Source organism: Polaromonas sp. Polasp52 (assembly GCF_059491565.1).
In genome coordinates this window covers 3,318,050-3,344,818 of sequence record NZ_CP168513.1, presented here as the reverse complement: position 1 = coordinate 3,344,818, position 26,769 = coordinate 3,318,050, and the positions used below count along the sequence as shown (strand labels likewise).

The following is a 26,769-nucleotide window of genomic DNA, read 5'->3' as shown; positions in this document are numbered from 1 at the left end:
GGGCTGTCAGCTGCTCAAGCTTCGGGAAATGCGGGCGGCGGTCACCACCGCCATCTGGATCAGGGGCGGGTGTTTGCCTTCAATGCGCACGCTGGGCGCCATCAGGGTCAGGGCGCCTACGGCTTGCTGCCCCAGGGCGAACAGCGGCGCGCTCACGCCCCAGACACCGGCATCCACCTCGCTGTCACTGACGGCAAAACCGGCCTTGCGGATTTCGGCCAGTTCAGCCAGCAATTCAGGGCTTTGGCGATCGGGGCCGAGCGCGGCGCTCAGTGCCGCGGCCGGCATGTGGGCCATCAGGCATTTCGCCGAAGCGCCTTTTTCCAGAGGCACACTGCGGCCTTTTTCAAAGGAGCAGCGCAAGGCCTGCCGGCTCTCGACCATGTCGATACACACGGCCTGGCCGTTGACCGCGACAACCAGGCCGACGCTTTCCTGTGACTGCTGCGCCAGCGCCAGCATTTCCTGGCGCGCCTGTTGGGCCAGATGGGAGGCCATGTCATAACCCAGGGCCAGTTGCAGGCTCAGGGGGCCGGGCGCATAACGGCCGTCCGTTTCAAGCACAAAGCCCCAGCGCTTGAGCGAATTGAGCTGGCGGTACAGCGTGCTCTGGCTCAAGCCCGTCCTGCCCAGCAGCTCCACCGCCGTCATGGGGCGGCCCTGCTGCGCCAGTGTGGCCAGCACCACCAGCGCGCGGTCCACGGCGGAAGGGGCGGAAACAGCGGGAGCATCGGGCGACATCGCGTCAGTATCCGGTTCTTGCCTGTACGCGCAAAGCACTATTTCTCATTGGCTGGGAATGCCTGTTTCTTTTTTGGCGTCCGGCAGGCGGGCGCCGCGCCATGGCCACCCGCTCAGGCGCCGGCGCGTGACGGTCCACATGCCGGCGCGGTGCACCGGCGTATGGCAACACTCATAGCAACCGGCCTTTGAAGACGGTCTGCAGGCGCGGGTTGGCGCCCAGGGCATAACTGAGCTCGGCCGGCCGCTGCACGCCCCACAGCACAAAGTCGGCCCGTTTGCCGGCCGCCAGCTGGCCCCGGTCGTGCAGGCCCAGGGCCGCCGCCGCATGGCGCGTGACGCCGGCCAGCGCCTCTTCGGGCGTGAGGCGAAACAGCGTGCAAGCCATGTTGAGCATCAGCAGCAAGGAGGTGCAGGGCGAGCTGCCCGGGTTGCAGTCGGTGGAAATCGCCATGGGCACGCGCTGCTCGCGCAGCAGGGCCACGGGCGGCAATCTGGTTTCGCGCAAAAAGTAGAACGCGCCGGGCAGCAGCACCGCCACCGTGCCGGCCGCCGCCATGGCTTGCGCGCCTTCGGGCGAGAGCCACTCAAGGTGGTCGCAGCTGAGCGCGCCATAACGCGCCGCGAGTTGCGCGCCGCCGCTGTCGCTGAGCTGTTCGGCATGCAGTTTGACCGGGATGTTCAGGGCCTTGGCCGCGGCGAAGACACGTTCGGTCTGCGCGGGGCTGAAGGCGATACGTTCGCAAAAGGCATCGACCGCATCGACCAGGCCCTCGGCCTGCAGCAGCGGCAACATCTCGAGCACGGCATCGACGTAGGCGTCGGTGCGGCCGGCGAATTCGGCGGGCACGGCATGCGCGCCCAGAAAGGTGGTGCGTATGTCCACCGCATGGGCCTGCCCCAGCGCGCGCGCGACCGAGAGCGTCTTGCGCTCATGCTCCAGCGCCAGGCCGTAGCCGGACTTGATCTCCAGCGTGGTCACGCCTTCGGCGATAAGCTGTTTGAGCCTGGGCGCGCTTTGTGCCTGCAACTGCTGTGCGCTCGCGGCGCGCGTGGCCTTGACAGTGGAGGCGATGCCGCCGCCGGCACGGGCGATTTCTTCGTAACTGACCCCGTTCAGGCGCAATTCGAATTCATAGGCACGGTCGCCGCCATAGACCAGGTGGGTGTGGCAGTCGATCAGGCCGGGCGTCATCAGCGCCCCGCCCGCGTCATGCCGCACCGTGCAGCGCGCCAGCAAATCGGCCGGCACATCCGCGCGCGGGCCTATCCAGGCGATGGATTCGCCTTCCACCACCAGCGCGGCGTCCTCGATCAAGCCATAGGGCTGGTCGGCGCCGGCCTGCAGCGTGGCGGCATTGCAATGTGTCCAGAGTTGCAGGCTCATGTGGGAATCTCCATCCAGAGGGCTGGCCCTGCAACACGCACGGCAGCGCTGGCCGCCACCGTGCGCCAGGCCAGGCTGGCGGGGGCCAGCTGCAGCGTTTCCTCATCAAACAGCACGGTGGCGGCCGAGCTGTGGGCATAAACGGCGATGGTGGTGCCGGCATGCAGGGTTTCGGCAAACCGCCCTTCAACACGCCGCATGCGCGAGGGCTTTGGGCCCCTGCGCACCATGAGGTTGAAGTCGCGCGTCTTGCCGTCTATCAACTCACAGCCCGTCGCCGCGCCGCCGTCAAAGAACAAAGGCGCATCGGCGGTGGTCACACGGTGCGGCACACCCGCCACGTCCAGTTGCACACCCGCGCCTTCGAGTACCGCGAACCAGCGCTCTATGCCCTCGAACCTGGAAAAGGGGCCGCTTGCGTCCACGTCGGCCACCGACATGCGCCAGGCCCAGTCGCTGGCGTCGGGCCACATGGCGAGTTCGCGCGTGACGCCGCCGCCATTGCGCCAGGGCGTGGCGGGGATGTCGGCCAACTGCACAATATTCCAGCTCATGCTTGAAACTTCCCGGCAAAGCTGTAGCGCGAGCCCGGGTAGACCAGGCGCGCCACGCTGGCGATGTTGGCGCCGCTCACGGTGCGCCGCATCATGGCCAGGCAGGCCTCGCCCTGCTTGATTTCGAGGTGTTTGGCTTCCAGCGCGGAGGGCAGGCAGGCTTCTATCGAATAGCTGGCCTCGGTCAGCGGGGCCTCGGCCAGCAGGTGGTGCGTGGGCGAGGTTTCGCTGAAATCGGTCTCCAGGTAGCGAGGCGCCGCGGCCGGGTTGACGTAGCGGTCCTCGTACTGGATAGGCACGCCGTTTTCAAGGTGGATCAGGATGGTGTGGAACACCCGCCCGCCCGGCCTGAGGCCCAGGGTGCGCGCCAGGTCGGCGCTGGCTTTTTCGGATTCGGCCAGCAGCACGCGCGAGGTGTGCACATGGCCGCGCTCGGCCACTTCCTCGTGGATGTCACGAATGGTAAGCGTGGAGGAAATACGGTGCAGCTCGGCGACAAAAGTGCCGGATCCCTGGATGCGCGTGACCAGGCCCTCGCCCATGAGCTCGCGCAGTGCGCGGTTCACCGTCATGCGGCTCACGCCGAACTGCTCCATCAGCACGGCTTCGCTGGGCACCGGGTCGCCGGGCTTCCAGGTGCCGGCGCTGATGCGCTTTTTGATGAATGCCTTGACTTGGCCGTAGGCGGGCAGGGGTGTGGTGGCCATGGTTCAGCGCAATGTTCGCGGGTGTAAGAAAAAAACATTGTCACGCAAAAAGCCGCCGGGCAGGCCTTGCGCGCACAAACTGTAGCTTACGCCAGTTGACACAAGTTGTATAGACAACTACGATTTATACCAGTCGCTTATCCCGCCATGTTTTGAACACGCCCGAATTTTTTTGTTTTTATTTCCGGAGCAGCCCCATGTCCGACCTTTCCCAAACCCCGTTTCTCGACAGCAAGGCCCGCCCCGTGCGGGCGCCCCGCGGCAGCACGCTGAGCTGCGCCAACTGGCAGATCGAGGCGGCCTACCGCATGATCCAGAACAACCTGGACCCGGAAGTCGCCGAAAACCCCGACGAACTCGTGGTCTACGGCGGCATCGGCAAGGCCGCGCGCAGCTGGCCGGCCTTTGACGCCATCCTCGACTCCCTGCGCAAGCTCAAGGCCGACGAAACCCTGCTGGTGCAGTCGGGCAAGCCGGTGGGCGTGTTCCGCACCCACCCGGGCGCGCCGCGCGTGCTGATCGCCAACTCCAACCTGGTGCCCAAGTGGGCGACCTGGGAGCACTTCAACGAGCTGGACCGCGCCGGTCTCATGATGTACGGCCAGATGACGGCCGGCAGCTGGATCTACATAGGCACCCAGGGCATCGTGCAGGGCACCTATGAAACCTTTGTGGAAGCCGGCCGCCAGCACTACAACGGCGACCTCGCGGGCCGCTGGGTGCTGACCGCCGGCCTGGGCGGCATGGGCGGCGCGCAGCCGCTGGCCGCGACCTTTGCCGGCGCCTGCTCGCTCAACATCGAATGCCAGCAGTCCAGCATCGACTTCCGCCTGCGCACCCGCTACGTCGACAAGCAGGCCAAGGATCTTGACGAAGCGCTGGAGATGATCAAGCACCACACCGCGCGCAAGGAGGCGGTCTCCATCGCGCTGTGCGGCAATGCGGCCGAGATCGTTCCCGAACTCGCCAAACGCGCCAAGGCCGGCGGCATACGCCCCGACATCGTGACCGACCAGACCTCGGCCCACGACATCATCAACGGCTACCTGCCGGCCGGCTGGACGGTCGCGCAATGGAAGGCCGCGCAAAAAGACCCGGCCCAGCATGCGGCGCTGACGCAGGCGGCCGGCGAGTCCTGCGCGGTGCACGTCAAGGCCATGCTGGCTTTCCATGAGATGGGCATTCCCACGGTGGACTACGGCAACAACCTGCGCCAGGTCGCCAAAGACTTCGGCGTGGCCCAGGCTTTTGACTACCCCGGTTTTGTGCCGGCCTATATCCGCCCGCTGTTCTGCCGCGGCGTCGGCCCCTTCCGCTGGGTGGCGCTTTCGGGCGACCCGGAAGACATCAAGAAGACCGACGCGAAGATGAAAGAGCTCTTCCCGGCCAACAAACACCTGCACCGCTGGCTGGACATGGCCGAAGAGCGCATCGCTTTCCAGGGCCTGCCGGCGCGCATCTGCTGGATAGGCCTGGGCGAGCGCCACCTCGCGGGCCTGGCTTTTAACGAGATGGTCAAAAGCGGCGAGCTCAAGGGCCCCATCGTGATAGGCCGCGACCACCTGGACAGCGGCTCCGTCGCCTCGCCGAACCGCGAGACCGAAGCCATGAAGGACGGCAGCGATGCGGTGAGCGACTGGCCGCTGCTCAATGCCCTGCTCAACACCGCCAGCGGCGCGACCTGGGTCAGCCTGCACCATGGCGGCGGCGTCGGCATGGGCTATTCGCAGCATTCGGGCGTGGTCATCGTCTGCGACGGAACGGCCGAGGCCTCTGAAAAGCTGAACCGTGTGCTGTTCAACGACCCGGCGACCGGCGTGATGCGTCATGCCGATGCGGGCTACGACATCGCCAAGCAAAGCGCCAAAGACAACGGGCTGAACCTGCCCATGATGGGAAGCTGAACCGATATGTCCGACAGCACCGCCGAGATCCATCTCACCTATCTGAACCATCCCGACGTCCAGGCCCTGGCCCTGACCGATGCCGAGATCATCGCCGCCGTCGAGCAGGCCCTGCATGCGCAAGGCAACAAGCAGACGACCATAGAGCCGCGCATGCACCTGGTGCCGGAGAAAGACTACCCCGGCCATTTCAATGTGCTGCGCGGCTATATACGCCCGCTGGGCCTGGCCGGCGTGAAGGTGGTAGGCGATTTTTACAAGAACTATGAAATCGGCCTGCCCTCGGAGCTGGCCGTGCTCAACCTGTTCGACCCCAAGAACGGCTCGCCGATCGCCATCATCGATGCCTCGGACATCACCGACATGCGCACCGGCGCCATCACCGCGCTGGGCGCCAAACACCTGGCGCGCAAGAACTCCAAAATCCTGGGCCACATAGGCGCGCGCGGCACCTCCTACTGGAACGTGCGCCTGCTCGACTCGATTTACAACTTCGACGAGATCCGCGTGCATTCGCGCCGGCCGGAAAGCCGCAATGCCTTTGCCGCCAGACTCGAAAAAGACCTGGGCAAAAAAATCACCGTGACCGAGGACTGGGAGTCCTGCGTGCGCGGCGCCGACATCGTGGTCGAGGCCTCGCGCCTGGAAAAACCCACGCCCATGCTCAAGACCGAGTGGATCAAAAAAGGCGCTTGTGTGATTCCCTACGGCACCATGAGCGCGGTCGAACTTTCGCTGACCGACATCATGGACAAGATGGTGATGGACGACTGGGGCCAGGCCAAAGCCGGGCCGCTGGGCGCGCTGCGCGCCCATGTGGACGCCGGCAAGCTGTCGGAGGCCACGCTGCATGCCGAGCTGGGCCAGATCGTCGCGGGCCTCAAGCCCGGGCGCGAAAGCGACGACGAGACCAATCTGTTCTGGCACCGCGGCCTCTCGCTGTCGGACATCGCACTCGGTGCCTTCATGCTGGAAAAAGCCAAGCGCATGGGCCTGGGGCAAAAGCTGCGCTTTCGCTGAAAGGGCCGCATGGTGGACGCCGTGAAATCCCCGCAGGCCACGCAGGCGCTGATCGCCAATGCCCGCATGTACTCGGCCACGCCGGCGGTCAAGGCCGACTGGAAGGCCTTGCTGGCCTGGGTGCTGGCGCACGCCGGCCTGCCCTGGGACCTGATCGACTACGACGCGCCGGCACCGCTCTCGGTGCTGTGGGCGCGCGGCGACCTGGGCCTGGCCATGATGTGCGGCCTGCCCTTTGCGCAGCGCGGCGAGCGGCCCACGCTGGTGGCCGCGCCGATTCCTTCGCCGGCGCGCTACGGCGGCAGGCCGGTGTACTTCACGGACATCGTGGTGCGCGCCGATGCGCCCTACCGCACGCTCGAAGACACTTTCGGCGGCGTGATCGGCTACACCCTGGCCGATTCCATGTCGGGCGGCGTGGCGCTGCGCCACCACCTCGCTCCTTACCGCCAGGCAAAGGGCTCGCGCCTTTACCGCCAAGCCGTGGGCGAACTCATCAATGCGCGCGGCGTGATCGCGGCGCTGGCCGAAGGCCGCATAGACGCCGGCCCGCTGGACAGCTATTACCACGACCTGCTCAAGGCGCATGACCCGGCTTTCGCAGCGCAGGTGCGCACGCTTGCCAGCACGGCGGCCTTGCCGATTCCGCCGCTGGTGGCCACCGCCGATTTGCCGGCTGAAACACTGCAAGCCTTGCGCGCCGCCTTGCTGGCCAGCGCCACGGCGGCCGAGCTCGCCCCGCTGATGCAGCGCCTGCTGCTCGCGGGTTTTGCGTTTCCCGACCCGGACGACTACACGCCGCTGGCGGCTATGGACGGCGGGCCCGCGCCCGCGCTGGATGAGATTTGATGCCGCTGTTCACACGATCCGCGTTCCTGGTATTGCTGCTTTGCGCCGCCTCATTCGGCGCCACGGCACAGACCTATCCATCCAAGCCGCTGCATGTCATCGCACCGTTCCCACCGGGCGGCCCGGTCGACGTGCTGGGCCGCGTGCTGGCGCAAGGCCTCTCGGAAGCCATGGGCCAGCCGGCCGTGGTCGAGAACAAGGTGGGCGCCGCCGGCAACATAGGCATGGACCAAGCCGCCAGGGCCGCACCCGACGGCTACACCCTGGCCATAGTCCCTTTGGGCAATATCGCAGTCAACCCGGCGCTCTACCCAAACCTGCCCTACAAGGCCGCCGACCTCGCGCCCGTCACCATGCTGGCCACGGTGGAGAACGTGCTGGTGGTCAACAGCGCCGTGCCGGCACGCTCGCTCAAGGAGCTGCTCGCGCTGGCCGCGCAAAAACCCGGCAGCATCAGCTTTGCCTCGCCGGGCGCCGGCAGCCAGGCCCACCTGGCCGGGGAACTGCTGGCATTGAACGGCGGCGTACAGCTGCTGCATGTGCCCTACAAAGGCATAGGCCCGGCGCTCAATGATTTGCTGGGCGGCCAGGTCACCATGATGTTCGCGCAAATGTCCTCGGTGCTGCCGCACATCAAGAGCGGCAAGCTGCGCGCGCTCGGCGTCGCCAGCCTCAAGCGATCACCCGTGATGCCGGAGACACCGACGATTGCCGAGCAGGGCCTGCCGCGCTTTGAGGCCGTGTCCTGGTATGCGCTCATGGTGCCGGCCGGCACACCGCGCGCCGTCATCGACAAACTCAATGCGGAAACCGGCAAGCTCTTCGCAACGCCCACGCTCAAGGAAAAACTGGCCGCGCTGGGCATGGATGCCGCACCCGGCAAGCCCGCCGAGCTGGCCGCCGCGATCCAGGCCGACACCCAGCGCTGGACCGAGGTGATACGGCAGAAAAACATCAAGCCCGAATAAGCGCGCCTCCCCCTCTCATTTTTTACCTTGGCAACACCATGACCCTCACCATCCAACCCGGCCGGCTGACCCTGGCCCAGCTGCGCGACATCCACACCCAGCCACAGACGCTCGCGATCGACCCTTCCGCCACGGCCGGCATACGCGCCAGCGCGGCCCTGGTGCAAAAAGCCGCGCATGGTGGCGATGCCGTCTACGGCGTGAACACCGGCTTCGGCAAGCTGGCCAACCAGCGTATCGCGCAGGCCGATCTGGAGACCCTGCAACTCAACCTGCTGCGCTCGCATGCCGTGGGTGTGGGTGAGCCCATGCCCGAGCGCGTGGTGCGCCTGGTGCTGCTGCTCAAGGCCGCGAGCCTGGCACGTGGATTCTCGGGCGTGCGTGAGGTCGTCATCGACATGCTGATGGCGCTTTACAACAAGGGCCTGACACCTGTGATCCCCTGTCAGGGTTCGGTGGGTGCGTCCGGCGACCTCGCGCCACTGGCTCATCTCTGCCTGCCGCTGATTGGCGAAGGCGAAGTCTTCTACAAGGGCAAGCGGATTGCTGCCGCCGATGCGCTCAAGCAAGCCGCCATCACGCCGGTCAAGCTCTCGGCCAAGGAAGGCCTGGCGCTGATCAACGGCACGCAGGTCTCGACCGCGCTGGCGCTGGATGCGCTGCTGGCAACCGACCGGCTGTTTGAAGCGGCCGTGATCTCGGGCGCGGTCACGCTGGATGCCGCGCGCGGCAGCGACGGCCCCTTTGACCCGCGCATCCACGCGGTGCGCGGCCAGCCGGGCCAGATTGCCTGCGCCGCCGCTTACCGCGCCATCATGGTGGGCAGCGAGATACGCCGCTCGCACCTCGAAGGCGACGACCGTGTGCAGGACCCGTATTGCCTGCGCTGCCAGCCGCAGGTCATGGGCGCCTGCCTGGACCAGATGCGCTACGCCACCGAGGTGCTGATGCGCGAAGCCAATGCGGTGACCGATAACCCGCTGGTGTTTGCCGAGGACGAGACGCTGCTCTCGGGCGGCAACTTCCACGCGGAACCTGTGGCGCTGGCCTGCGATGCGCTGGCCGTGGCGATTGCCGAAATCGGTGCCATCACCGAGCGCCGCATCGCCATGCTGGTGGACACCGTGGCCTCGCGCCTGCCGGCCTTTCTCACGCCCGAGCCCGGCCTCAATTCCGGCTTCATGATCGTGCACGTCACTGCCGCCGCGCTGGCCTCCGAAAACAAGTCGCTGGCCCACCCGGCCAGCGTGGACAGCCTGCCCACCTCGGCCAACCAGGAAGACCATGTGAGCATGGCCACCTTCGCGGCGCGCCGGCTGCAGCCCATGCTGCGCAACACCGAATACATCGTGGCGATTGAACTGCTGGCCGCGGCGCAGGGCATTGAATTTTTGCGCCCGCTGAAAAGCTCCGCCGTGCTCGAAGGCGTGCTGCAGCTGGTGCGCCAGGTCTCGCCGGCCATGATGCATGACCGCAGCCTGGCGCCCGACATCGAAAGCGTGCACCAATTGGTGGCGGGCGGGCGCATAGGCCTGGCCGGAGAGGCGCAAATCACCGAGTTAACCGCCTTGCGGCTGGCATGAAGCCTGCATACATTAGCGATACCTACACCGCTATCTAACAGGAGCCTTTTCATGAAGCAACAGCTTGCCCTTTCACTGATCGCCGCCGCAACCACCCTGGCCATGGGCGCCGCCCATGCACAGGAAACCAAGGTCGCCATCGGCATTTCGGGCTGGACGGGTTTCGCCCCGCTGACCCTGGCCAAGGAAGCCGGCATCTTCAAGAAGAACGGGCTGGACGTGTCCATCAAGAAGATCCCGCAAAAAGACCGGCACCTCGCGATTGCCTCGGGCGACGTGCAGTGCGCCGCGACCACGGTGGAAACCTGGGTGGTGTGGAACGCCAACGGCGTGGCCACCACGCAGATCTTCCAGCTCGACAAAAGCTACGGCGCCGACGGCATGGTGGTGAAACCCGCCATCGCCAAGATCAGCGACCTCAAGGGCAAGACCGTGGCCGCCAGCGCGCCCGGCACCTCGCCTTACTTCGCCCTGGCCTGGATGCTCAAGAAAAACGGCATGAGCACCAAGGATGTGAAGGTCGTCAACCTGGAGCCGCAGGCCGCGGCCAACGCCATGATCGCCGGCACCGACGGCATTGATGCCGCGATGACCTACGAGCCCTACCTGGGCGCGGTGCGCGCCAAGCCCGAAGCCGGCAAGATACTCGCCACCACACTCGACTACCCCATGGTGATGGACACCTTTGGCTGCACGCCCAAGTTCCTGAGCGAAAACCCCAAGGCCGCCAAGGCCCTGGCCGACAGCTACTTCGACGCCGTCGAGATGATCCAGAAAGAGCCCAAGAAAAGCTTCGAGATCATGGGCGCCGACGTGAAGCAGAGCGGCGAAGCCTTTGAGGCCTCTTCCAAATACCTGCGCTGGCAGGACCGCGCCGCCAACCAGAAGTTCTTTGCCGGCGAACACGCCGCCTTCAGCAAGGAAGCCGCCGAACTGCTGATGGAAGCGGGCATCATCAAGTCGTTGCCCGATATGGGCAAGCTGGCCGACACGCGATTCCTGAAATAAGCACGCGTACGCATGCGGCCCCTGCAACCCGTCTCCCCCGGCGCGCGCATCGCGCTGGGTGTGAGTTTTTTCGTTTTGTTCTTTGCCGTGTGGGCCGCCTTCACGCTGGGCGGCTATGTCTCCAAGACATTCCTGGCCGACCCCATCACCATGGTGAGGTCGGGCTACGAGCTGCTGGTGAACCAGGGTTTCATCAAGGACATCGGCATGACGGTCTGGCGCGTGCTGGGCGGTTTTGCGATTGCCGCACTGCTGGCCGTGCCGCTGGGCGTGATGATGGGCGCCTACAAACCGGTCGAGGCTTTTTTTGAACCCTTTGTGAGCTTTGCGCGCTACCTGCCGGCGTCGGCCTTCATTCCGCTGCTGATCTTGTGGGCCGGCATTGGCGAGGCGCAAAAGCTGTCGGTGATTTTTATCGGCTCCTTCTTCCAGCTGGTGCTGATGATTGCCGTGAGCGTGGGCAACACGCGGCGCGACCTGGTGGAGGCGGCCTACACCCTGGGCGCGGCCGACCGCGGCATCGTGGTGCGTGTGCTGCTGCCCAGCGCCGCGCCCGAGATCGCCGAGACCCTGCGCATGGTGCTGGGCTGGGCCTGGACTTATGTGATCGTCGCGGAGCTGATTGGCGCATCGAGCGGCATAGGCCACATGATCACCGACAGCCAGGCACTGCTGGCGACCGACCAGATCATCTTCGGCATCATCGTGATCGGTGTCTTCGGCCTGGTGACCGACCTGGCGTTCAAGGCACTGAACCGCAAACTTTTCCCGTGGGCACAGTTAGGCCGATGACATCCTCCAATCCCATCCTGACCATCACGCAGCTATCGAAAACATTTGCTGCCAGCAAAGGGCCAGGCACAGTGGCTCTGCAAGCCACCGACCTGAGCGTCGCCGAAAACGACTTCATCACCATCCTCGGCCCCTCGGGCTGCGGCAAATCCACGCTGCTGCGCATGGTGGCCGGTCTGGACACGCCCAGCAGCGGCAGCATTGTGCTGGACGGAAAACCCATCACAGGCCCGGGCGCCGACCGCGGCATGGTGTTCCAGAGCTACACGCTGTTCCCCTGGCTCAGCATCTTGCAAAACGTCTGCTTCGGCCTGCGCGAAAAAGGCCTGGCGCTGGATGCGCAGCTGGACATCGCGCACCAGTTCATCAAAAAGGTGGGGCTTCAGGGTTTTGAGAACCACTTCCCCAAGCAGCTCTCGGGCGGCATGCAGCAGCGCACCGCGCTGGCGCGGGCCCTTGCCAACAACCCGCGCATCCTGCTGATGGACGAGCCCTTTGGCGCGCTGGACCACCAGACACGCGAGCTGATGCAGGAACTGCTGCAAGGCATCTGGGAGGCCGAGCAGAAAACCGTGCTGTTTGTGACGCACGATATCGACGAGGCCATCTTCATGGGCAGCCGCGTGGTGGTGATGAGCGCGCGGCCCGGCCGCATCAAGTGCGACGTCGCCGTGCCGCTGGCGCACCCGCGCCACTACTCGGTCAAGACCACGCCGGTGTTCACCGAACTCAAGGCGCGGCTGACCGAAGAAATCCGTGTGGAAGTGCACCGCGCGGCGGGCCTGCAGGCCCCGGCCGCCTGACTTTTTTACAGGCCCAGCCGCAGCGCCATCACCGCGCCCAGCACCAGCGCGGCGATAAAAATCGTCTCGCCCACCAGCATGGCCACGGGCTGCCAGCCCAGCTTCATGAGGTCTTCAAAACTGGTCTTGATGCCGGCCGCCGCGATGGCGGTGACCAGCAGCCAGCGCGAGGTGTCGCTGGCGGCCTGGGTCATGGCCGGCGTGAAAGCGCCTATGGTGGCCAGCAGCACCAGCACGATAAAGGCCAGCAGGAAACCGGGGACCAGCGGCACTTCCTCGTCCACCGCCTTGGCGTCGGGGTGCTTGCGGTAGCTGATGGCGATCAGCAGCACGATGGGCATCAGCAGCATCACGCGGAACAGCTTGACCACGGTGGCCGTGTCACCGACCTCGGGGCCCAGCATCATGCCGGCCGCCACCACCTGCGCCACGTCGTGGATGGTGCCGCCCAGGAAGATGCCGCCCTGCGCGGGCGCCAGGCCTATGAGCTTCAAGGCAAAGGGGTACAGAATCATGCTCAGGGTGGAGAGCACCGTGACGCCGACCACGGCCAGCAGGGTAAAACGCTCGTTCTCCTTGGTCTGCGGCAGCACCGAGGAAATCGCCAGCGCGGCGGAGGCGCCGCAGATGGCGACGGCGCCGCCCGAGAGCACACCCTGCTCGCGCGGGCGCTTCAGCCATTTCGCCAGCAGCAGGCCGAAGGCGATGGTCAGCGCCACCGCCGCCACGATCACCAGCGCCGTCTCGACACCGAGCTTGGCGACCTGCGTCAGCGTGATGCGCGCGCCCAGCAGTGCCACGCCGACGCGCAGCAGGGTGCGGCCGCAAAAATCCACGCCGGTCTTGACCTTGGGATTGCTGTTGAGGAAGTGGAAGGCCAGGCCTATCAGCAGCGCATACAGCAGCTGGGGCCCGCCGTAATGCTCGGACAGAAAGGTCGCCGCCAGCGCGATGACCACACACACCATGGCGCCAGGCACGCTGGCTTTCAGGAGGGAAACGGAAGGAAGAAAAGACACTGGAGGTAGGGCCGGGGCCTAGACCGGGAATGGGGCAAAAAAATGCCGGCGGCAGGGCTTCCGGCTGTTGTCTGGCTTATGCGGGAAATGGTTATCACCGGGTGATTTTCCGTCTTGCACGCACTATTTCCATATGCTACTATTATTAGGTTGTATATACAAGTTGAGGTGCTAATGGCACCAAGATGGCGTGCTTTTCAGGCACGGGATGTGCATGCAACAGGCCAGAAGATTCCTTGTTTCAGTTCGCCGCAACCTATCCGGAGACCTCCATGAAGATCAGCAAACTTTTGGCCTTGTCCGCGTTCGCGATGGCCGCCTTCGCGCCGCTCGCCTCCCACGCCCAGCAGGCTGTGCGCGTCGGCTCCAAAAACTTCACCGAGCAGTTCGTGCTGGCCGAGATCTACGCGCAGGCGCTGGATGCCGCGGGCATCAAGACCGAGAAAAAGCTCAACCTGGGCGGCACGCTGATCGCCCAGAAAGCCATGGAAGAAAAGCAGATCGACTTCTACCCTGAGTACACCGGCACCATGCTGCTGGCCGTGCTCAAGCAGGAGCCCATGACCGACGCCAAGGCGGTGTACGACAAGGTCAAGGAAGGCTACGCCAAGATGGGTTTTGTGCTGCTCAACCAGTCCAACCTGAACAACGGCTATGTGATGGTGGTGCGCCAGGACACCGCGCAAAAGCTCAAGCTTGAAACCCTGTCCGACCTGGCCAAGGCGGCCAAAGACCTGAAGGTCGGCGCCGGCCCCGAGTTCCGCGACCGCAAGGACGGCCTGCCGGGCCTGAAGGCCAAGTACGACATGGTCTTCGGTGAAGACCTGCAGATGGCCATAGGCCTGCGCTACCAGGCCCTCAAGAACGACCAGATTCAGGTCGTCAACGGCTACTCCACCGACGGCATGATCAGCGCAATGAAGCTCAAGCGCCTGCGCGATGACAAGAGCCTGTGGCCGCCGTATTTTGTGGTGCCAGTGATCCGCAAGGAGGTGCTGGACGCCAACCCCAAGATCGGTGAAGTGCTGAACCGCGTGAGCGCCCTGCTCGACGAAGCATCCATGGCCCAGATGAACTACCAGGTTGACGGGGACAAGCTAGAGCCCAAGGACGTGGCGCGGGACTTCCTGAAGTCCAAGGGACTGGTCAAGTAAGCCTTCTTTCTTTGACGCTCCCCGCACCATCACCGTGAAAGTTCGTACGCCATGACAGTCGCGGTCGGGGAACAATGGCTGGGCATCAGCGACCTGGTGCGCGTGGCGCGCAGCGGTGAACCCGTTTCGCTGGTACCCCAGGCACGCGAGCGTGTCGTCGCGGCGCGTGAGCTGGTGATGCGCCTGGCCACCTCGGGCCAGGCCATCTACGGCCTCAATTCCGCACTGGGTGCCAATACCGGTGCCGTGCTGGCCGAAGGCGACCTTGAGGACTACCAGCGCCGCGCCGTGCGCGCCCGGGCCGTGGCCGTGGGCCCGGCCTATGACAAAACGTCCGTGCGCGCCATGCAGTTCGCGCGCATTGCGGGACTCTCACGCGGCGGCTCGGGTGTCTCGCCGGCAGTGCTGGACGCTTGCATCAACTTGCTGAATTTCCAGGTGCATCCGGTGGTGCCGCGCTTCGGCTCCATCGGCGTGGCCGACCTGCCACAGCTTTCGCACCTGGCCTTGCCGCTGTTCGGCGAGGGCCAGGCCGAGGTGCGCGGTGAAGTATTGGATGGCGCCGCCGCGCTGGAACGCGCGGGCCTGCAGCCCGTGGCCCTGGGCGCCAAGGACGGCCTGGCGCTGATCAGTTCCAACGCGGCGACCACGGCGCGCGCCGCGCTGGTGCTGCATGACGCCAATGTGGCGCTGGACGCCTGGCTGGCCGCCGTGGCGCTCGGTTATGAAGGTTTCAGGGCCAACCTGTCGCCGCTGCACCCCGACGCGGTGGCGGCCCGCCCCGCCGCCGGCCAGGTGGAAGTGGCGCGCCGGCTGCGCGAGCTGCTCAAGGGCAGCGCGCTGCTGGAGCCGGATGCCGCGCGCCGCGTGCAGGACCCGGTGTCCATGCGCGTGGTGCCGCAGGTGCATGGCGCTGCGCGCGACATGGTGGACACGGCCTGCGCGCAGGTCGAGATCGAACTCAATAGCGCGGCCGACAGCCCGCTGGTGCTCAGCGAGCAAGGCGTGATGCTTTCCAACGGCAACTTCCACGTGCCGGCCCTGGCACTGGCGCTGGACGCCTCGGCGATCGCGCTGGCGCAAGCCGCCAGCATGTCGGTCTCGCGCAGCCAGCGTTTCATGTCACCGGCGCTGACCGGCCTGCCCTTGCAACTCACGCGCCACGGCCCGGCCCATTCGGGTTTTGCGACGGTGCAGAAAACCCTGACCGCGCTCTGGGCCGAGGTGCGGCTGCGCGCCAACCCCGGCTCGCTTGATTACCTGCCGGTGTCCGAAGCACTCGAAGACCATGCCTGCATGGCGCTGGGCGTGGCGGAAAAACTCGGTGAACTGGTGGAGCGCCTGCGCTACCTGATCGCCATCGAGTTGCTGGTCGCGGCCCAGGCGGTGGACCTGCGCGAACTCAAGCCCGGCCAGATGGGCGAAGGCACGCGGCGCACCTTTGAGCAGGTGCGCAAGCTGGTTCCCATGCTGGACCAAGACCGCCCGCTGGGCCCGGACATAGACCGCATCCAGAGCGCCGTCGCCGCGGGCGTGTTCGGCCCTGAGAGCGCCAAGGCGGCGGGCGCATGAACTGGTTTCTGCGCAACTGGCCCGACGTGCTGCACTCGCTGTGGGAGCACGTCGCGATCTCGCTGACGGCCCTGGCCATCGCTTTCGCCCTCTCGCTGGTGATCGGCATCGTCGCCGCGCGGCGTGAAAAGCTCTACGGCACGGTCATGACGGTCTCGGGGTTTCTGTACACGATTCCGACGCTGGCCTTTCTGGCCTTCCTGATTCCCGTGGTGGGACTGGGCCGCGCCAACGCCATCATCACCATGGTGGCCTTTTCGCTGATGATCCTGATCCGCAGCGTAGCCACCGGCATACGCGAGGTGCCGGCCGACATCATCGACGCGGCGCGCGGCATGGGCATGAACAAGGCGCAAATCATGCGGCGCATAGAGCTGCCGCTGGCCCTGCCGCTGATCGTGGCCGGCCTGCGCGTGTCGGCCGTGACCGTGATCAGCGTGACGGTGGTGGCTGCCTACGTGAATGCGGGCGGGCTGGGCACGCTGATCTTCAACGGCATCGCGAGCGACCACCCGGCCAAGATCTGGACCGGCGCGCTGACGGTCTGCCTGCTCTCCGTCATCGTTGACCTGAGCCTGGCCCTGCTTGAGCGGCGGCTTAAAAACCGGCGCGCAGCCTGAACACCAAGAGGCCTTGATGCTTGCCGACGCCTGGAACTATGTCCTGTCGCACCCCGCGCAGTTTTACCGCGCGCTGGGTGTGCACGTCGCGCTGTCGGCCTCGGCGCTGCTGATCGCCGCGCTGGTCTGCATTCCGGCCGGCATCGCCGTCGCGCGCAAGAACGGCCTGTCGCTGGCCGTGGTGAATGCCGCCAACGTGGGGCGCACCCTGCCCTCGCTGGCCGTGCTGGCGCTGGTGATGCCGATACTGGGCACGGGCTTCGCGCCGGCGCTGTTCGCCCTCACGCTGATCGCGCTGCCGCCCATCGTGACGCACACCATCGTCGGCATGCGCGGCGTGGATGCGGATGCAGTCGATGCCGCCATCGGCATGGGCATGACGCGCGCCGCCCTGCTGTGGCGGGTCGAGCTGCCCATGGCCATGCCGGTGATCTTTGCCGGCCTGCGCACGGCGGCGGTGCAAATCATTTCCGGCGCCGTGCTGGCGGCCTTTATCGGCGGCGGCGGGCTGGGCGACTTCATCACCGCCGGCATCGCCATGATGGCCGTTCCCCAGCTGCTGGTGGGCGCCATCCCGGTAGCGCTGCTGGCGCTGGGCACCGATTTTCTTTTTGGCGCGCTGCAGCGCCGCATGACTCCGCAAGGGCTTCGCGCATGATCACACTGGACCGCCTCACCAAGTCCTTCGGCGGCAGCGCCCAGTCGGCCGTCGACGGACTGTCGCTGACCGTCAACACCGGCGAAATCTGCGTGCTGATTGGCCCATCCGGTTGCGGCAAGACCACCACCATGCGCATGATCAACCGCATGGTCGAGCCCGACTCGGGCCGCATCGAAGTGGGCGGGCGCGACGTCACCAAGATAGACGCGGTGGAGCTGCGCCGCTCCATAGGCTATGTGATCCAGCAGGTGGGCCTGTTCCCGCACATGACCTTGGCCGAGAACGTGGCCACCGTGCCCAGGATGCTGGGCTGGGATTCTGCCCGCATCACCAAACGGGTGGACGAGCTGCTGGCGCTGGTCCATATGGACCCGGCCGTTTACCGCAACCGCTTTCCGCGCGAGCTCTCGGGCGGGCAGAAGCAGCGCGTGGGCGTGGCGCGGGCGCTGGCGGCGGACCCACCGGTGATGCTGATGGACGAGCCCTTCGGCGCCATAGACCCGATCACGCGCGCGCTCCTGCAGGACGAGTTTTTGCGCATACTGCGTGAGCTCGGCAAGACCATTGTGTTTGTCACGCACGACATCGACGAGGCCATACGCATGGGCTCGCGCATTGCGATTTTGCGCAGCGGCAAGGTGGTGCAGTACGACACGCCGGAGCGCATCCTCTCGCACCCGGCCGATGCCTTTGTCGAAGCCTTTGTGGGCGGTGACCGCTCGCTCAAGCGGCTGGCCCTGCTGACAGCCGGCCCCTATGTGGAAAGCGGAACGCCCGCCGCCGGCGCGCCGCGCCTGCCGGCCACCACGCCGCTGCGCGATGCCTTGTCGGCCATGCTGGATGCGGGCGCGAACGAGGCCGCGATTGTGGGTGAGCAGGGCCAGCCCCTGGGGCGCGTGACACTGCAAAGCATCCAGCAGGCCGCTGCGGTCGCGCGCACTTAAACCTGGCGCATCCGGAGGCCGCTGCAGACGCCGGCCAGCGCCGCGAAGCCGGCCGCCAGCCACAGCGCCACAAAGGAGCCATGGCCGCCCTGCGGGTCGAACATCGCAAAAATCATCGCGAGCAGGACCGCGCCCAGGGTCTGGCCGGTCAGGCGCGCCGTGCCCAGCATGCCGCTGGCGCCGCCGCTGCGATGCGGTGGCGCCGAGGTGATGATGGTGTGGTTGTTGGGTGACTGGAACAGGGCGTAGCCCACGCCGCACAGCGCCATGCGCCAGACGATGTCGAGCTGCGACGGATGCGGCGGCAGCACGGCCAGCAGGGCCAGGCCCAGCGCCAGCAAGGCCATGCCCAGGCTGCCCAGCAGGCCGCCCGAGTAGCGCCCTATCAGCCGCCCCACCACCGGCGACGCCACCACAATGGCCAGCGGCCAGGCCGTGAGCAACAGGCCGGCCTGCAGGTGGCTGAAGCCGTAGTGGCCCAGCAGCAGGAAAGGCAGGCCCACATAGGCCAGGGTCTGCGCGCAGAAAGCGCCGATCGAGGTGCCCATGGACAGCGCGAAGACGGGAATGCGCAGCAAATCCAGCGGGAACAAGGGCAGCGGCTGGGCCAGCTGGCGCCGCACATAGATCACGCCGACCACAATGCCCGCGGCCAGCTCAGCCAGCGGCAACCACAGCGAAGCGGCCGGCGCGCCACCCGGCACGGCCTCGGCGCGCACGCCCAGGCCGTCCACGCCGAGGAACACCAGGCCGAACATCAGCGCATTGAGCAGCACGTCGAGCGGGGCCAGGCGCAAGCCCTCGGCCCTGGACGGGTTGTCGGGCAGGGCCTTGCGGCCCAGCCACACCGACAGCAGGCCGAAAGGCACGTTGAGCGCGAACAGCCAGGGCCAGGAAGCCACCGAAAGAATGCCCGCCGCAACCGAGGGGCCGGCCACCGAGGCCGTGGCCACCACCAGCGAGTTGATCGCGATGCCGCGGCCCAGCAGGTGCCTGGGATAGATGAGGCGCACCAGGGCCGTGTTCACGCTCATGAGGCCGGCCGCGCCCAGGCCTTGCAGCACGCGGGCCAGCGCCAGCGTGGTCAGCGAATCGGCCATGGCGCAAGCGGCCGAGGCCAGCGTGAACACCGCGAGGCCCACCAGGTAGACGCGGCGGTAGCCGACGATGTCGCCCAGGGTGGCCAGGGGCAGCAGCAGGGCCAGCGTGGCGACCTGGTAGGCATTGATGACCCAGATGGATTGCGCGGGCGTGGCGTTGAGCTCGCGCGTGATGTCGGGCAGCGCCAGGTTGACGATGGTGCCGTCGAGCACCGCCATGACGATGCCGAGAATGATGACCAGCAGCGCAGGCAGTCGCTGGCCCGCGGGCAAACCATCCTGAACAAGCATTAAGGCCTTTGGTAGGGGCGGGCGGCAAAGGGAATCCCGGCCGCCGCGAAGCGCCCATTCTAGGAGCGTGGCCCAAAACGGGCCGGGGACGGCACCCTTGTCCCAGCGCCTTGCTTGGGAAAGCCGCCGGCCCGCGGCACCGGGGCGCGCCAGATGTGACAAATCCCGGCCTGCGGGGCAGGACCGGGATTTTCTTGGGGGGCACGCCCCGCGGGTGCCGCTGGCGCGGCCCAGGATTACTTCATGCCGTACTTGGCCTTGGCGTCATTCTGGCAGCCGTCCTTGGCCGCGCCGGTCAGCGCGTCGCAACGCTCCTTGGCGGCCTTGTACTCGGCCTCGCGTTTTTCGGAGTTGGCCTCCTTGCGGGTATCGGCCATTTTTTCGCTCTTGTCCTTGCTGGTGTCGGCCGAGGTCTTCACCACCTTGGCGTCTTCCTTGGCTTTCACATGGGCGGCCTTGGCGTCCTTGATGCAGACGTCCTTGGCGTTGCCCTTCTGGTCGTCGCATTTTTCCTTGGCCGTGTCGTAAGCGGCATCGGCCTTGGCGAAGGCGACTTTTTCGGTGTTGCGCGGGCTGGGCTTGTACTGGGCTTCGAGTTCAGCCTTGGCGACCTTCTCGACGCCCTTGGCTTCCGAGATGCAGATGTCCTTGGCGTTGTCCTTCAGCGTGCCGCATTTGTCGCGGCTGGCCTTGTAGTCGGCCGAGATGCGGTCTTCCTGGGCCTTGTACTCTTGCTTGGTCAGCGCCATGGCGTTGCCGGCGAAAGCGCAGGACATCACGGCGGTCAGCATCAGCAGTCTGGTATTCATGGGTAGCTCCTTGGGATGGTGTGAATCGTTATGGTGGTTTCGGGTAAGGGGGAAGGCGGCTCAGTAGCGCTCGAAGAAGTCCGTCGGGTTGCGGTCTTTCCAGACGGCAACCTGCTTTTCGGCCTCCTCCTTGCTGATGCCGTGGCGCTCCTGGATCTTGCCGAGCAGCTGTTCGCGCTTGCCGGCGATCACCTCAAGGTCGTCATCGGTCAGCTTGCCCCACTGTTCCTTGACCTTGCCCTTGAACTGGCGCCAATTGCCTTGCATGCGTTCCTGGTTCATGGCTTTCTCCTCGAAAGGGTTGACGAATTCGCCCGGAATCCGCAAGCACGCTTGCAGGCAACGGGCGGCATGGATTCACCTTAGGAGTTATCCCGTCCGGCCGCCGTAGGCCCGCGTATTCGATGGGCGTAGGTTCATGCTTACAGCCCTGTTGCGGCGGTGGGTTTGCATGTAGTTGCATAGCTAATTAATTTCTGCTACGATGACTTCCATGTTTGACCACTGCCTTTATTTCAATACCACCGCGCTGGCCCGCCTGGTCGACAAGGAGTGGACGCTGGCCTTCAAGCCTTTCGGCGTCACGCCCTCCCAGGGTTTCATGCTGCGCCTGGTGCTCAAGCAGCCCGGCATGCCGCAGCACGAGATCGCCGACGAACTGACGATCTCGCGCCCCACGGCCACGCGCCTTCTCGACGGCCTGCAGGCGCTGGGCCTGGTGGAGCGCAGGAGCCTGGAATCCGACGGCCGCCACTGGGCGGTGTTTCCCACGGCGCAGGCCGAGGCCATGCATGCCGGCATCAACAAGGCCAGCGGCGAGGTGACGCGCCGCATCCAGCAACAGATCGGAAAGGAGAACTTCGATGAAACCGTAGCCCGCGTCAGGAGCGTGTCTTCCGCGCTCAAATAAACCGTCCCATCACGTTTCTTTTTTTTGCCCAAATAGTTGCATAGCTAACTAATTATTTTTAACCCACCGGAGAAATCACATGCCCATCCTCAACGTCAAAGTCAGCCAGCCCGCCAGCCCCCAACTGACGAACGCCATCGCCGAAACCCTGCTGGAGCTGACCACCCGCATCCTGCGCAAGAAACGCGAACTCACCGCCATCGCCATCGACTTCGTGCCGCCCGAGCACTGGATCGTGGGCGGCAGCACGCTGGCCAGCCAGGGCAAGAACAGTTTTTATTTCGACATCAAGGTGGTGGACGGCACCAACACCAAGGACGAGAAAGCGCAATACGTGGCCGAGGCCTTTTCCGCCTTCAGCAAGCTGCTGGGCAATGTGCACGAGGAAAGCTACATCTACGTGCACGACGTGCGCGCGGAGGCCTACGGCTTTGGCGGCCTCACGCAGGAATACCGCTACATCAAGGCCAAGGCCTGAGTCCGCTCATTGTTTGGAGCGCAGCGTGCGGCTCAGCAGCGCGACGGGCAGCAGGCCCACCAGCACCAGGGCCAGTGCGGGCAAGGCGGCTTCGCCCAGGCGCTCGTCGCGCGCAAGCTGGTAGGTGACCACCGCCAAGGTATCGCTGTTGAAGGGCCGCAGCACCAGCGTGGCGGGCAGCTCCTTCATGACGTCGACAAACACCAGCAGGCCGGCCGCCGCGACCGAGCGCTTGAGCAGCGGCCAATGCACGCGCGCGAGTATGCCCAGGCCGGGCGTGCCCAGCATGCGCGCGCTGTCGTCAAAACTCGCGGGAATGCGCGAATAGCCGCTTTGCAGGCTTTGCAAGGCCACGGCACAGAAGCGCACCAGGTAGGCCCAGACAATGCCCAGCACGGTGGCGGTGACCCAGTAGCCCACGCCGGTTTGCGGCGCGGCCGCCTGCAGCCAGCCCACGGGCAGCAGCAGGCCTACCACGATGACCGCGCCGGGCACCGCATAACCGAGGCTGGCCAGTTGCAGCGCCGCGCGCGCCAGCACATGCGGCTTGCGGCGCACCGCAAAGGCCAGGCCGAAGGCCAGGCCCGTGGCCAGCAGCGCACTCAGGCCCGCGAGCCAGACGCTGTTGAGGGCCCAGCCGAAGAATTTGTCCCACAGCAGGTTGTCCCAACCAAGGATGAGCGGGCGCAGCATGAAGAGCACGGGCAGCACAAAACCCAGCGCAATCGGCACGGCGCACACCAGCCAGGCCGACAGGGCGCGCCCGCCCTGCAGTTGCACCGGCGCCGCGTCCTGCGCGCCGGCGCGCGCGCCGCGGCCGGTGGCAAAACGCATGCGCTTTTGCGCGCCATGCTCCACCCACAGCAGCAGCGCGACAAAAAACAGCAGCACCGTGGCCAGCTGGGCGGCGGCGATACGGTTGTCCATGGACAGCCAGGCCTTGTAGATGCCGGCGGTAAAGGTCTGGATGCCGAAATAACTGGAGACACCAAAGTCGGCCAGGGTTTCCATCAGCGCCAGCGCAACGCCGGCGGCCACGGCTGGCCGCGCCAGCGGCAAGGCCACACCGCGAATGCGGCGCGACAGCGGCGCGCCCAGCAGCCGGGCCGCTTCCATCAGGTGCACGGCGCGCTCGGACAAGGCGGTACGCGCCAGCAGGTAGACGTAAGGGTAAAGCGCCACGGTGAACACCAGCACCGCGCCACCCAGGCTGCGCACTTCGGGCAGCAGCCGGCCCTGCAGGCCGAAAGACGCGCGCAGCCAGGATTGCAGCGGGCCGGCGTATTGCAGGAAGTCGGTGTACGCGTAGGCCAGCACATAGGCCGGCATGGCCAGTGGCAACAGCAGCGCCCATTCAAACACCTTGCGCCCCGGAAACTCGAACAGCGTCACCGCGCTGGCCGTTGCCATGCCCACCAGCGCCACGCCCAGGGCCACGCTGAGGCACAGCAGCAGGGAGGTGGCGGTGTAGTCGGGCAGCACCGTCTGCAGCATCTGGACCAGGATGGATTGCGCCTGCGCATCGAACTGCAGCCAGGACAGCCCCACGGCCACCACCGGCAGCGTGAGCAGGGCCACCAGCAGGAAAAGCACGGCGGAAGGCACGACGGAAGGAATGGCGGAAAAAAAGCGGCGCAGCATGGGGACCCGGAAAAAGGCCTCTGCAGAAAGAGGCCTGGCCTCCGGCTGCTTGCGCCGTGGTATTGCAGCGGTCACTGCAAATGAGAATTGTAAGCATCCAGGGCCCTACAATCGAGCCCATGTTTCTGGATATCTCCCAGCTGGGCGTGCACTATGCCGGCCGTTCAAAACCCGCGGTCGACGGCGTGTCCTTCAGCCTCCAGGCGGGGGAGATCGGTGTCCTGATCGGCCCCTCGGGCTGCGGCAAAACCACCCTGCTGCGGGCCGTCGCGGGCCTGGAGCGTGCCAATGCCGGCAGCATCACGCTGGCCCGGCAGCTGGTCAGCAGTGCTGGCGTCCATGTGCCGGCCGAATCGCGCCGCATCGGTATGGTGTTCCAGGACTACGCCCTGTTTCCGCACCTTGACGCGGCCCACAACGTGGCTTTCGGCCTCACCCACCTGCCGGCCGCCCAGCGCCAGCAGCGCGCCGGCGAGGTGCTGGAGCTCGTCGGCCTGGGCAATGTGCACAAGCGTTACCCGCATGAGCTCTCGGGCGGCCAGCAGCAGCGTGTGGCGCTGGCGCGGGCCCTGGCGCCGCAGCCGCGTTTGCTGCTGCTGGATGAGCCTTTTTCCAACCTGGACGTGGACCTGCGCGAGCGCCTGGCGCACGAGGTGCGCGGCATCCTCAAGGCCGCCGGGGCGACAGCGCTGTTCGTCACGCACGACCAGCTCGAGGCCTTCGCCATCGGCGACCGCATAGGCGTGATGCACCAGGGCAGCCTGCACCAGTGGGACGACGCTTATGCGCTGTACCACCGCCCCGCCACCCGCTTTGTGGCCGACTTCATAGGCCACGGCGTGTTCGCGCAGGCCCATATCGAGCAGCGCGGCGAGGACGTGGTCGTGCACACCGCGCTCGGCGACCTCACGGACATGCTGGAATGCCCCTTGCCGGGCGCTTATGCCGACGGCCTGTGCGACGTTCTGCTGCGGGCCGACGACATCGTGCATGACGACAACGCGCCGGTCAAAGCGCAGATCCTGCGCAAGGCCTTTCGCGGCTCGGAATTTTTGTACACCCTCAAGCTGCAGACAGGCGAGACGGTGATGGCGCATGTGCCTTCACACCACAACCACGCAATCGGCGAATGGATAGGCATACGCGCCGAGGTCGACCATGTGGTGACCTTTCCGCGGGAAGAAAACGTCTAAGCCTGCTGCCGCAGAAGCTCTATGTCTTCGCGCAAGCTCTGCGCCCAGGCACGCCGGGTCTGCCCCTGCGGCGGCTGCGGTTCGCCGAAAACCACCACAGCCCTGATCGGCGGCGCCGTGAGCGTGCGCCAGATCGAGCCCGCCAGGGTTTCGTCGTCCACATAGCTGGGCGCAAAACTGACGGCGCCGCTGGCCGCGTCGATGAATTTCAGCGCGAGCGGCTGCACCGGCACCGAGGCTTCAATGGCCGCCTGGATCAGGTTGGCATGAAAGTGCTTGAGTGTGATGCCGTCACCCGTCGTGCCTTCGGGAAACACCGCCAGGATGTCGCCTGCCTGCAGGCGCTCGGCCATCTGCGTGACCACCCGGTGCGCGTCCCGGCGCGACTCGCGCTCTATGTACAGCGAGCCGGCGCCGTCGGACAGGGTGCGCACAAAAGGCCAGCTCCGCACATCCGACTTGGAGACAAAACGGCAGTGGCGCGAGGCATGCATCACCAGGATGTCCAGCCAGGAAATATGGTTGGCCACCAGCAGCACCGGGCCGCCGGCGGGCGGCTTGCCCTTGACCACCAGTTCGATGCCGACGATGCGCAGCATGGCCCCGGCCCACACCTGCACACGAGCCTCCCGGTCGGCCTGCTCCAGCTTGGGAAACACGGTCTTGATCGTCCAGAAGCCTTGCACCGCGTGCCCAGTGGCGCGCAGCAGGGTCCAGCAGAACCTAAGCCATCTCATGGGCTTGCGCGTGCTTCAGTGCGAGGCTTCATAGGCGAGCTGCCCGCCCACCACCGTCCAGCGCACGCGCACCGGCATCTGGTGGCCGCTGAAGGGCGTGTGCTTGCCCTGGCTGCGCAGCGCGGCCGGCTCGACGGTCCATTCGCCCTTGGGGTCGAACACACAGATGTCGGCCACACCACCCTTGACGAGACGGCCCGAGCTGCCCTGCAAGGTGCCCAGCGCGTCGCCCAGCACGCGCGCGGGCTCGCTGGTCAGCACCGCCAGCGCGCGGACCAGGCCGGCCTGGCTGTCGGTGCCCCACTTGCAGGCCAGGCCCAGCAGCAGCTCCAACCCGGTGGCGCCCGGCTCGGCCTCTGCGAAAGGCAGGGTCTTGGCGTCTTCATCGACCGGCGTGTGGTCGGACACCAGCGCGTCTATGGTGCCGTCGGCCAGGCCCTGGCGTATGGCGTCGCGGTCGCGCTGCTGGCGCAGCGGCGGGTCCAGCCGCATGCGGCTGTCGAAGTAGCCGATGTCCACGTCGGTCAGGTGCAGGCTGTTGATGCTGACATCGCAGGTGACAGCCAGTCCTTCGGCCTTGGCCTTGGCGACCAGCGCCACGCCCGCCGCGCTGCTGATGCGGCACAGGTGCACGCGCGCGCCGGTGGCACGCATCAGTTCAAAAATCGTGTGCAGCGCGATCGTCTCGGCCGCGACGGACACGCCGCTCAGGCCCAGGCGCGTGGCCAGCGCGCCGCTGGCGGCCACGCCCTGGCCCAGGTAGAGCTCCTGCGGCCGCAGCCACACGGTGTAGCCGAAGGTGGCGGCGTATTGCAGCGCGCGCATCATGACCTGGGTGTTGGCCAGCGGCACCTCGGCCTGGCTGAAGCCCACGCAGCCGGCCTCGGTCAGCTCGACCATCTCGGTCAGCGTCTCGCCCTTGAGCGCGCGGGTCAAAGCACCCAGCGGGAACACGCGCGACTGGTGCAGCTTCTCGGCGCGGAACTTGAGCATCTCCACCAGGCCGGGCTCGTCGAGCACCGGGTCGGTGTCGGGCGGGCAGACCAGGCTGGTCACACCGCCGGCTACAGCCGCGGCCAGTTCGCTTTCGAGCATGCCTTCATGCTCATGGCCGGGCTCGCGCAAACGGGCCGAAAGATCAACCAGGCCGGGAGCCACGATGCAGCCCGTGGCGTCAATCGTCTTGTTGGGCGCGAAATCGGCGGGCGTGCTTTTGAGCGAGACGATGCGGCCCGCGGCAATCGCCACGTCGCAGGTTTCGTCGAAGTTCGAGCCTGGGTCGATGACGCGGCCGTTCTTGATGAGTATCTTCATTCTTTTTTTC

At 66.1% G+C, this 26,769-nt stretch carries 27 protein-coding genes; 16 read left to right on the top strand and 11 right to left on the bottom strand.

Translation table 11 applies throughout. The annotated features are described in order from the left end of the window. Positions 1 to 6: 6 nt before the first annotated feature. The 4 genes from ACEN9P_RS15610 to hutC all read right to left on the bottom strand — a co-directional run bounded on the left by ACEN9P_RS15610 (position 7) and on the right by hutC (position 3,389). Positions 7 to 741: an IclR family transcriptional regulator gene (locus ACEN9P_RS15610; RefSeq protein ID WP_477661360.1), complete on the bottom strand. Its 735-nt coding sequence runs from the start codon at positions 739 to 741 to the stop codon at positions 7 to 9. 172 nt (positions 742 to 913) lie between these two features. Continuing rightward, a complete protein-coding gene (gene hutI / locus ACEN9P_RS15605) occupies positions 914 to 2,128 on the bottom strand; it encodes an imidazolonepropionase (RefSeq protein WP_495619749.1) in 1,215 nt (404 codons plus the stop codon). Further along, positions 2,125 to 2,682: a HutD/Ves family protein gene (locus ACEN9P_RS15600; RefSeq protein ID WP_477661362.1), complete on the bottom strand. Its 558-nt coding sequence runs from the start codon at positions 2,680 to 2,682 to the stop codon at positions 2,125 to 2,127. The genes hutI and ACEN9P_RS15600 overlap by 4 nt, the downstream gene beginning before the upstream one ends. Beyond that, on the bottom strand, positions 2,679 to 3,389 hold the full coding sequence (gene hutC / locus ACEN9P_RS15595; RefSeq protein ID WP_477661363.1) for a histidine utilization transcriptional repressor HutC: 711 nt from the start codon (positions 3,387 to 3,389) through the stop codon (positions 2,679 to 2,681). Before hutC ends, ACEN9P_RS15600 begins: the two co-directional genes overlap by 4 nt. 197 nt (positions 3,390 to 3,586) lie before the next feature. Here hutC and hutU point away from each other — a divergent pair, with 197 nt between their 5' ends. Genes hutU through ACEN9P_RS15555 form a run of 8 tightly spaced genes read left to right on the top strand, consistent with a single transcriptional unit; the run spans position 3,587 to position 12,316 of the window. Then, positions 3,587 to 5,293, top strand: a complete 1,707-nt coding sequence (gene hutU, locus ACEN9P_RS15590; RefSeq protein ID WP_495619748.1) for a urocanate hydratase — start codon at positions 3,587 to 3,589, stop codon at positions 5,291 to 5,293. 6 nt (positions 5,294 to 5,299) lie between these two features. Continuing rightward, on the top strand, positions 5,300 to 6,313 hold the full coding sequence (locus ACEN9P_RS15585) for an ornithine cyclodeaminase family protein (RefSeq protein WP_477661365.1): 1,014 nt from the start codon (positions 5,300 to 5,302) through the stop codon (positions 6,311 to 6,313). A 21-nt stretch (positions 6,314 to 6,334) separates the two neighbouring features. After that, positions 6,335 to 7,162 (top strand): phosphate/phosphite/phosphonate ABC transporter substrate-binding protein, encoded by an 828-nt coding sequence (locus ACEN9P_RS15580; protein ID WP_495619747.1) that lies wholly within the window; start codon positions 6,335 to 6,337, stop codon positions 7,160 to 7,162. Continuing rightward, positions 7,162 to 8,130, top strand: a complete 969-nt coding sequence (locus ACEN9P_RS15575; RefSeq protein ID WP_495619746.1) for a Bug family tripartite tricarboxylate transporter substrate binding protein — start codon at positions 7,162 to 7,164, stop codon at positions 8,128 to 8,130. The genes ACEN9P_RS15580 and ACEN9P_RS15575 overlap by 1 nt, the downstream gene beginning before the upstream one ends. Before the next feature lie 38 nt (positions 8,131 to 8,168). After that, the gene (hutH, locus tag ACEN9P_RS15570) at positions 8,169 to 9,713 is read left to right on the top strand and encodes a histidine ammonia-lyase (RefSeq protein WP_477661368.1); all 1,545 of its coding nucleotides are present in this window, start codon (positions 8,169 to 8,171) and stop codon (positions 9,711 to 9,713) included. 51 nt (positions 9,714 to 9,764) lie between these two features. Beyond that, a complete protein-coding gene (locus ACEN9P_RS15565) occupies positions 9,765 to 10,721 on the top strand; it encodes an ABC transporter substrate-binding protein (protein WP_477661369.1) in 957 nt (318 codons plus the stop codon). Between the two features lie 12 nt (positions 10,722 to 10,733). Continuing rightward, a complete protein-coding gene (locus ACEN9P_RS15560; protein WP_477661370.1) occupies positions 10,734 to 11,513 on the top strand; it encodes an ABC transporter permease in 780 nt (259 codons plus the stop codon). Beyond that, positions 11,510 to 12,316, top strand: coding sequence for an ABC transporter ATP-binding protein (locus ACEN9P_RS15555; protein WP_495619745.1), 807 nt, complete (start codon positions 11,510 to 11,512; stop codon positions 12,314 to 12,316). The genes ACEN9P_RS15560 and ACEN9P_RS15555 overlap by 4 nt, the downstream gene beginning before the upstream one ends. A gap of 5 nt (positions 12,317 to 12,321) precedes the next feature. Here ACEN9P_RS15555 and ACEN9P_RS15550 read toward each other — a convergent pair whose 3' ends face one another. After that, entirely contained in the window at positions 12,322 to 13,284 is a 963-nt protein-coding gene (locus tag ACEN9P_RS15550) for a YeiH family protein (protein ID WP_495622188.1), read from the bottom strand. 323 nt (positions 13,285 to 13,607) lie between these two features. Between ACEN9P_RS15550 and ACEN9P_RS15545 the strand changes: the two genes are divergently transcribed. The 5 genes from ACEN9P_RS15545 to ACEN9P_RS15525 are packed head-to-tail and all read left to right on the top strand — an operon-like array spanning position 13,608 to position 18,286. Then, on the top strand, positions 13,608 to 14,489 hold the full coding sequence (locus ACEN9P_RS15545) for a glycine betaine ABC transporter substrate-binding protein (RefSeq protein WP_495619744.1): 882 nt from the start codon (positions 13,608 to 13,610) through the stop codon (positions 14,487 to 14,489). 51 nt (positions 14,490 to 14,540) lie between these two features. Further along, positions 14,541 to 16,061: an HAL/PAL/TAL family ammonia-lyase gene (locus tag ACEN9P_RS15540; RefSeq protein ID WP_495619743.1), complete on the top strand. Its 1,521-nt coding sequence runs from the start codon at positions 14,541 to 14,543 to the stop codon at positions 16,059 to 16,061. Beyond that, on the top strand, positions 16,058 to 16,681 hold the full coding sequence (locus tag ACEN9P_RS15535) for an ABC transporter permease (RefSeq protein ID WP_495619742.1): 624 nt from the start codon (positions 16,058 to 16,060) through the stop codon (positions 16,679 to 16,681). Before ACEN9P_RS15540 ends, ACEN9P_RS15535 begins: the two co-directional genes overlap by 4 nt. Positions 16,682 to 16,697: 16 nt before the next feature. Further along, positions 16,698 to 17,339 carry an ABC transporter permease gene (locus tag ACEN9P_RS15530; RefSeq protein WP_074576340.1) on the top strand — a complete coding sequence of 214 codons (642 nt, stop codon included), beginning with the start codon at positions 16,698 to 16,700 and terminating at the stop codon, positions 17,337 to 17,339. Further along, positions 17,336 to 18,286, top strand: a complete 951-nt coding sequence (locus tag ACEN9P_RS15525; RefSeq protein WP_495619741.1) for an ABC transporter ATP-binding protein — start codon at positions 17,336 to 17,338, stop codon at positions 18,284 to 18,286. Before ACEN9P_RS15530 ends, ACEN9P_RS15525 begins: the two co-directional genes overlap by 4 nt. Here ACEN9P_RS15525 and ACEN9P_RS15520 read toward each other — a convergent pair. The 3 genes from ACEN9P_RS15520 to ACEN9P_RS15510 all read right to left on the bottom strand — a co-directional run bounded on the left by ACEN9P_RS15520 (position 18,283) and on the right by ACEN9P_RS15510 (position 20,768). Beyond that, positions 18,283 to 19,677, bottom strand: a complete 1,395-nt coding sequence (locus tag ACEN9P_RS15520) for an MFS transporter (RefSeq protein ID WP_495619740.1) — start codon at positions 19,675 to 19,677, stop codon at positions 18,283 to 18,285. The two genes, ACEN9P_RS15525 and ACEN9P_RS15520, sit on opposite strands and share 4 nt — an antisense overlap. A 236-nt stretch (positions 19,678 to 19,913) precedes the next feature. Next, complete coding sequence (locus ACEN9P_RS15515) at positions 19,914 to 20,486, bottom strand: hypothetical protein (protein WP_495619739.1); 573 nt, start codon at positions 20,484 to 20,486, stop codon at positions 19,914 to 19,916. A 60-nt stretch (positions 20,487 to 20,546) separates the two neighbouring features. Continuing rightward, positions 20,547 to 20,768, bottom strand: coding sequence for a CsbD family protein (locus ACEN9P_RS15510; protein ID WP_074576330.1), 222 nt, complete (start codon positions 20,766 to 20,768; stop codon positions 20,547 to 20,549). A 211-nt stretch (positions 20,769 to 20,979) separates the two neighbouring features. Between ACEN9P_RS15510 and ACEN9P_RS15505 the strand changes: the two genes are divergently transcribed. After that, on the top strand, positions 20,980 to 21,396 hold the full coding sequence (locus ACEN9P_RS15505; RefSeq protein WP_074576328.1) for a MarR family winged helix-turn-helix transcriptional regulator: 417 nt from the start codon (positions 20,980 to 20,982) through the stop codon (positions 21,394 to 21,396). 79 nt (positions 21,397 to 21,475) lie between these two features. After that, the gene (locus tag ACEN9P_RS15500; RefSeq protein WP_495619738.1) at positions 21,476 to 21,874 is read left to right on the top strand and encodes a tautomerase family protein; all 399 of its coding nucleotides are present in this window, start codon (positions 21,476 to 21,478) and stop codon (positions 21,872 to 21,874) included. 6 nt (positions 21,875 to 21,880) lie between these two features. Here the strand turns inward: ACEN9P_RS15500 and ACEN9P_RS15495 are convergent, their stop codons facing one another. Then, positions 21,881 to 23,515 (bottom strand): ABC transporter permease, encoded by a 1,635-nt coding sequence (locus tag ACEN9P_RS15495; RefSeq protein ID WP_495619737.1) that lies wholly within the window; start codon positions 23,513 to 23,515, stop codon positions 21,881 to 21,883. Between the two features lie 119 nt (positions 23,516 to 23,634). Between ACEN9P_RS15495 and ACEN9P_RS15490 the strand changes: the two genes are divergently transcribed. Then, positions 23,635 to 24,708, top strand: coding sequence for an ABC transporter ATP-binding protein (locus tag ACEN9P_RS15490; RefSeq protein ID WP_477661379.1), 1,074 nt, complete (start codon positions 23,635 to 23,637; stop codon positions 24,706 to 24,708). On the opposite strand, the gene ACEN9P_RS15485 is transcribed toward ACEN9P_RS15490, so the two are convergent. Both ACEN9P_RS15485 and ACEN9P_RS15480 read right to left on the bottom strand, forming a co-directional pair. Further along, on the bottom strand, positions 24,705 to 25,445 hold the full coding sequence (locus ACEN9P_RS15485) for a lysophospholipid acyltransferase family protein (protein ID WP_495619736.1): 741 nt from the start codon (positions 25,443 to 25,445) through the stop codon (positions 24,705 to 24,707). The genes ACEN9P_RS15490 and ACEN9P_RS15485 overlap by 4 nt on opposite strands. Before the next feature lie 15 nt (positions 25,446 to 25,460). After that, entirely contained in the window at positions 25,461 to 26,759 is a 1,299-nt protein-coding gene (locus ACEN9P_RS15480) for a dihydroorotase (RefSeq protein ID WP_477661381.1), read from the bottom strand. Positions 26,760 to 26,769: the final 10 nt, after the last annotated feature.

Excerpts from the sequence above, each read along its gene's own strand:
- ACEN9P_RS15555 (WP_495619745.1), top strand. The coding sequence starts at position 11,510 with ATGACATCCTCCAATCCCATCCTGACCATCACGCAGCTATCGAAAACA.
- ACEN9P_RS15515 (WP_495619739.1), bottom strand. The coding sequence starts at position 20,486 with ATGAATACCAGACTGCTGATGCTGACCGCCGTGATGTCCTGCGCTTTC.
- ACEN9P_RS15485 (WP_495619736.1), bottom strand. The coding sequence starts at position 25,445 with ATGAGATGGCTTAGGTTCTGCTGGACCCTGCTGCGCGCCACTGGGCAC.
- ACEN9P_RS15550 (WP_495622188.1), bottom strand. The coding sequence starts at position 13,284 with ATGGTGTGTGTGGTCATCGCGCTGGCGGCGACCTTTCTGTCCGAGCAT.
- ACEN9P_RS15560 (WP_477661370.1), top strand. The coding sequence starts at position 10,734 with ATGCGGCCCCTGCAACCCGTCTCCCCCGGCGCGCGCATCGCGCTGGGT.
- ACEN9P_RS15495 (WP_495619737.1), bottom strand. The coding sequence starts at position 23,515 with ATGCTGCGCCGCTTTTTTTCCGCCATTCCTTCCGTCGTGCCTTCCGCC.
- hutH (WP_477661368.1), top strand. The coding sequence starts at position 8,169 with ATGACCCTCACCATCCAACCCGGCCGGCTGACCCTGGCCCAGCTGCGC.
- ACEN9P_RS15535 (WP_495619742.1), top strand. The coding sequence starts at position 16,058 with ATGAACTGGTTTCTGCGCAACTGGCCCGACGTGCTGCACTCGCTGTGG.
- ACEN9P_RS15510 (WP_074576330.1), bottom strand. The coding sequence starts at position 20,768 with ATGAACCAGGAACGCATGCAAGGCAATTGGCGCCAGTTCAAGGGCAAG.
- ACEN9P_RS15545 (WP_495619744.1), top strand. The coding sequence starts at position 13,608 with ATGAAGATCAGCAAACTTTTGGCCTTGTCCGCGTTCGCGATGGCCGCC.
- hutI (WP_495619749.1), bottom strand. The coding sequence starts at position 2,128 with ATGAGCCTGCAACTCTGGACACATTGCAATGCCGCCACGCTGCAGGCC.
- ACEN9P_RS15490 (WP_477661379.1), top strand. The coding sequence starts at position 23,635 with ATGTTTCTGGATATCTCCCAGCTGGGCGTGCACTATGCCGGCCGTTCA.
- ACEN9P_RS15480 (WP_477661381.1), bottom strand. The coding sequence starts at position 26,759 with ATGAAGATACTCATCAAGAACGGCCGCGTCATCGACCCAGGCTCGAAC.
- ACEN9P_RS15505 (WP_074576328.1), top strand. The coding sequence starts at position 20,980 with ATGTTTGACCACTGCCTTTATTTCAATACCACCGCGCTGGCCCGCCTG.
- ACEN9P_RS15565 (WP_477661369.1), top strand. The coding sequence starts at position 9,765 with ATGAAGCAACAGCTTGCCCTTTCACTGATCGCCGCCGCAACCACCCTG.
- ACEN9P_RS15540 (WP_495619743.1), top strand. The coding sequence starts at position 14,541 with ATGACAGTCGCGGTCGGGGAACAATGGCTGGGCATCAGCGACCTGGTG.
- ACEN9P_RS15525 (WP_495619741.1), top strand. The coding sequence starts at position 17,336 with ATGATCACACTGGACCGCCTCACCAAGTCCTTCGGCGGCAGCGCCCAG.
- ACEN9P_RS15500 (WP_495619738.1), top strand. The coding sequence starts at position 21,476 with ATGCCCATCCTCAACGTCAAAGTCAGCCAGCCCGCCAGCCCCCAACTG.
- hutC (WP_477661363.1), bottom strand. The coding sequence starts at position 3,389 with ATGGCCACCACACCCCTGCCCGCCTACGGCCAAGTCAAGGCATTCATC.
- ACEN9P_RS15610 (WP_477661360.1), bottom strand. The coding sequence starts at position 741 with ATGTCGCCCGATGCTCCCGCTGTTTCCGCCCCTTCCGCCGTGGACCGC.
- ACEN9P_RS15530 (WP_074576340.1), top strand. The coding sequence starts at position 16,698 with ATGCTTGCCGACGCCTGGAACTATGTCCTGTCGCACCCCGCGCAGTTT.
- hutU (WP_495619748.1), top strand. The coding sequence starts at position 3,587 with ATGTCCGACCTTTCCCAAACCCCGTTTCTCGACAGCAAGGCCCGCCCC.
- ACEN9P_RS15600 (WP_477661362.1), bottom strand. The coding sequence starts at position 2,682 with ATGAGCTGGAATATTGTGCAGTTGGCCGACATCCCCGCCACGCCCTGG.
- ACEN9P_RS15520 (WP_495619740.1), bottom strand. The coding sequence starts at position 19,677 with ATGCTTGTTCAGGATGGTTTGCCCGCGGGCCAGCGACTGCCTGCGCTG.
- ACEN9P_RS15585 (WP_477661365.1), top strand. The coding sequence starts at position 5,300 with ATGTCCGACAGCACCGCCGAGATCCATCTCACCTATCTGAACCATCCC.
- ACEN9P_RS15575 (WP_495619746.1), top strand. The coding sequence starts at position 7,162 with ATGCCGCTGTTCACACGATCCGCGTTCCTGGTATTGCTGCTTTGCGCC.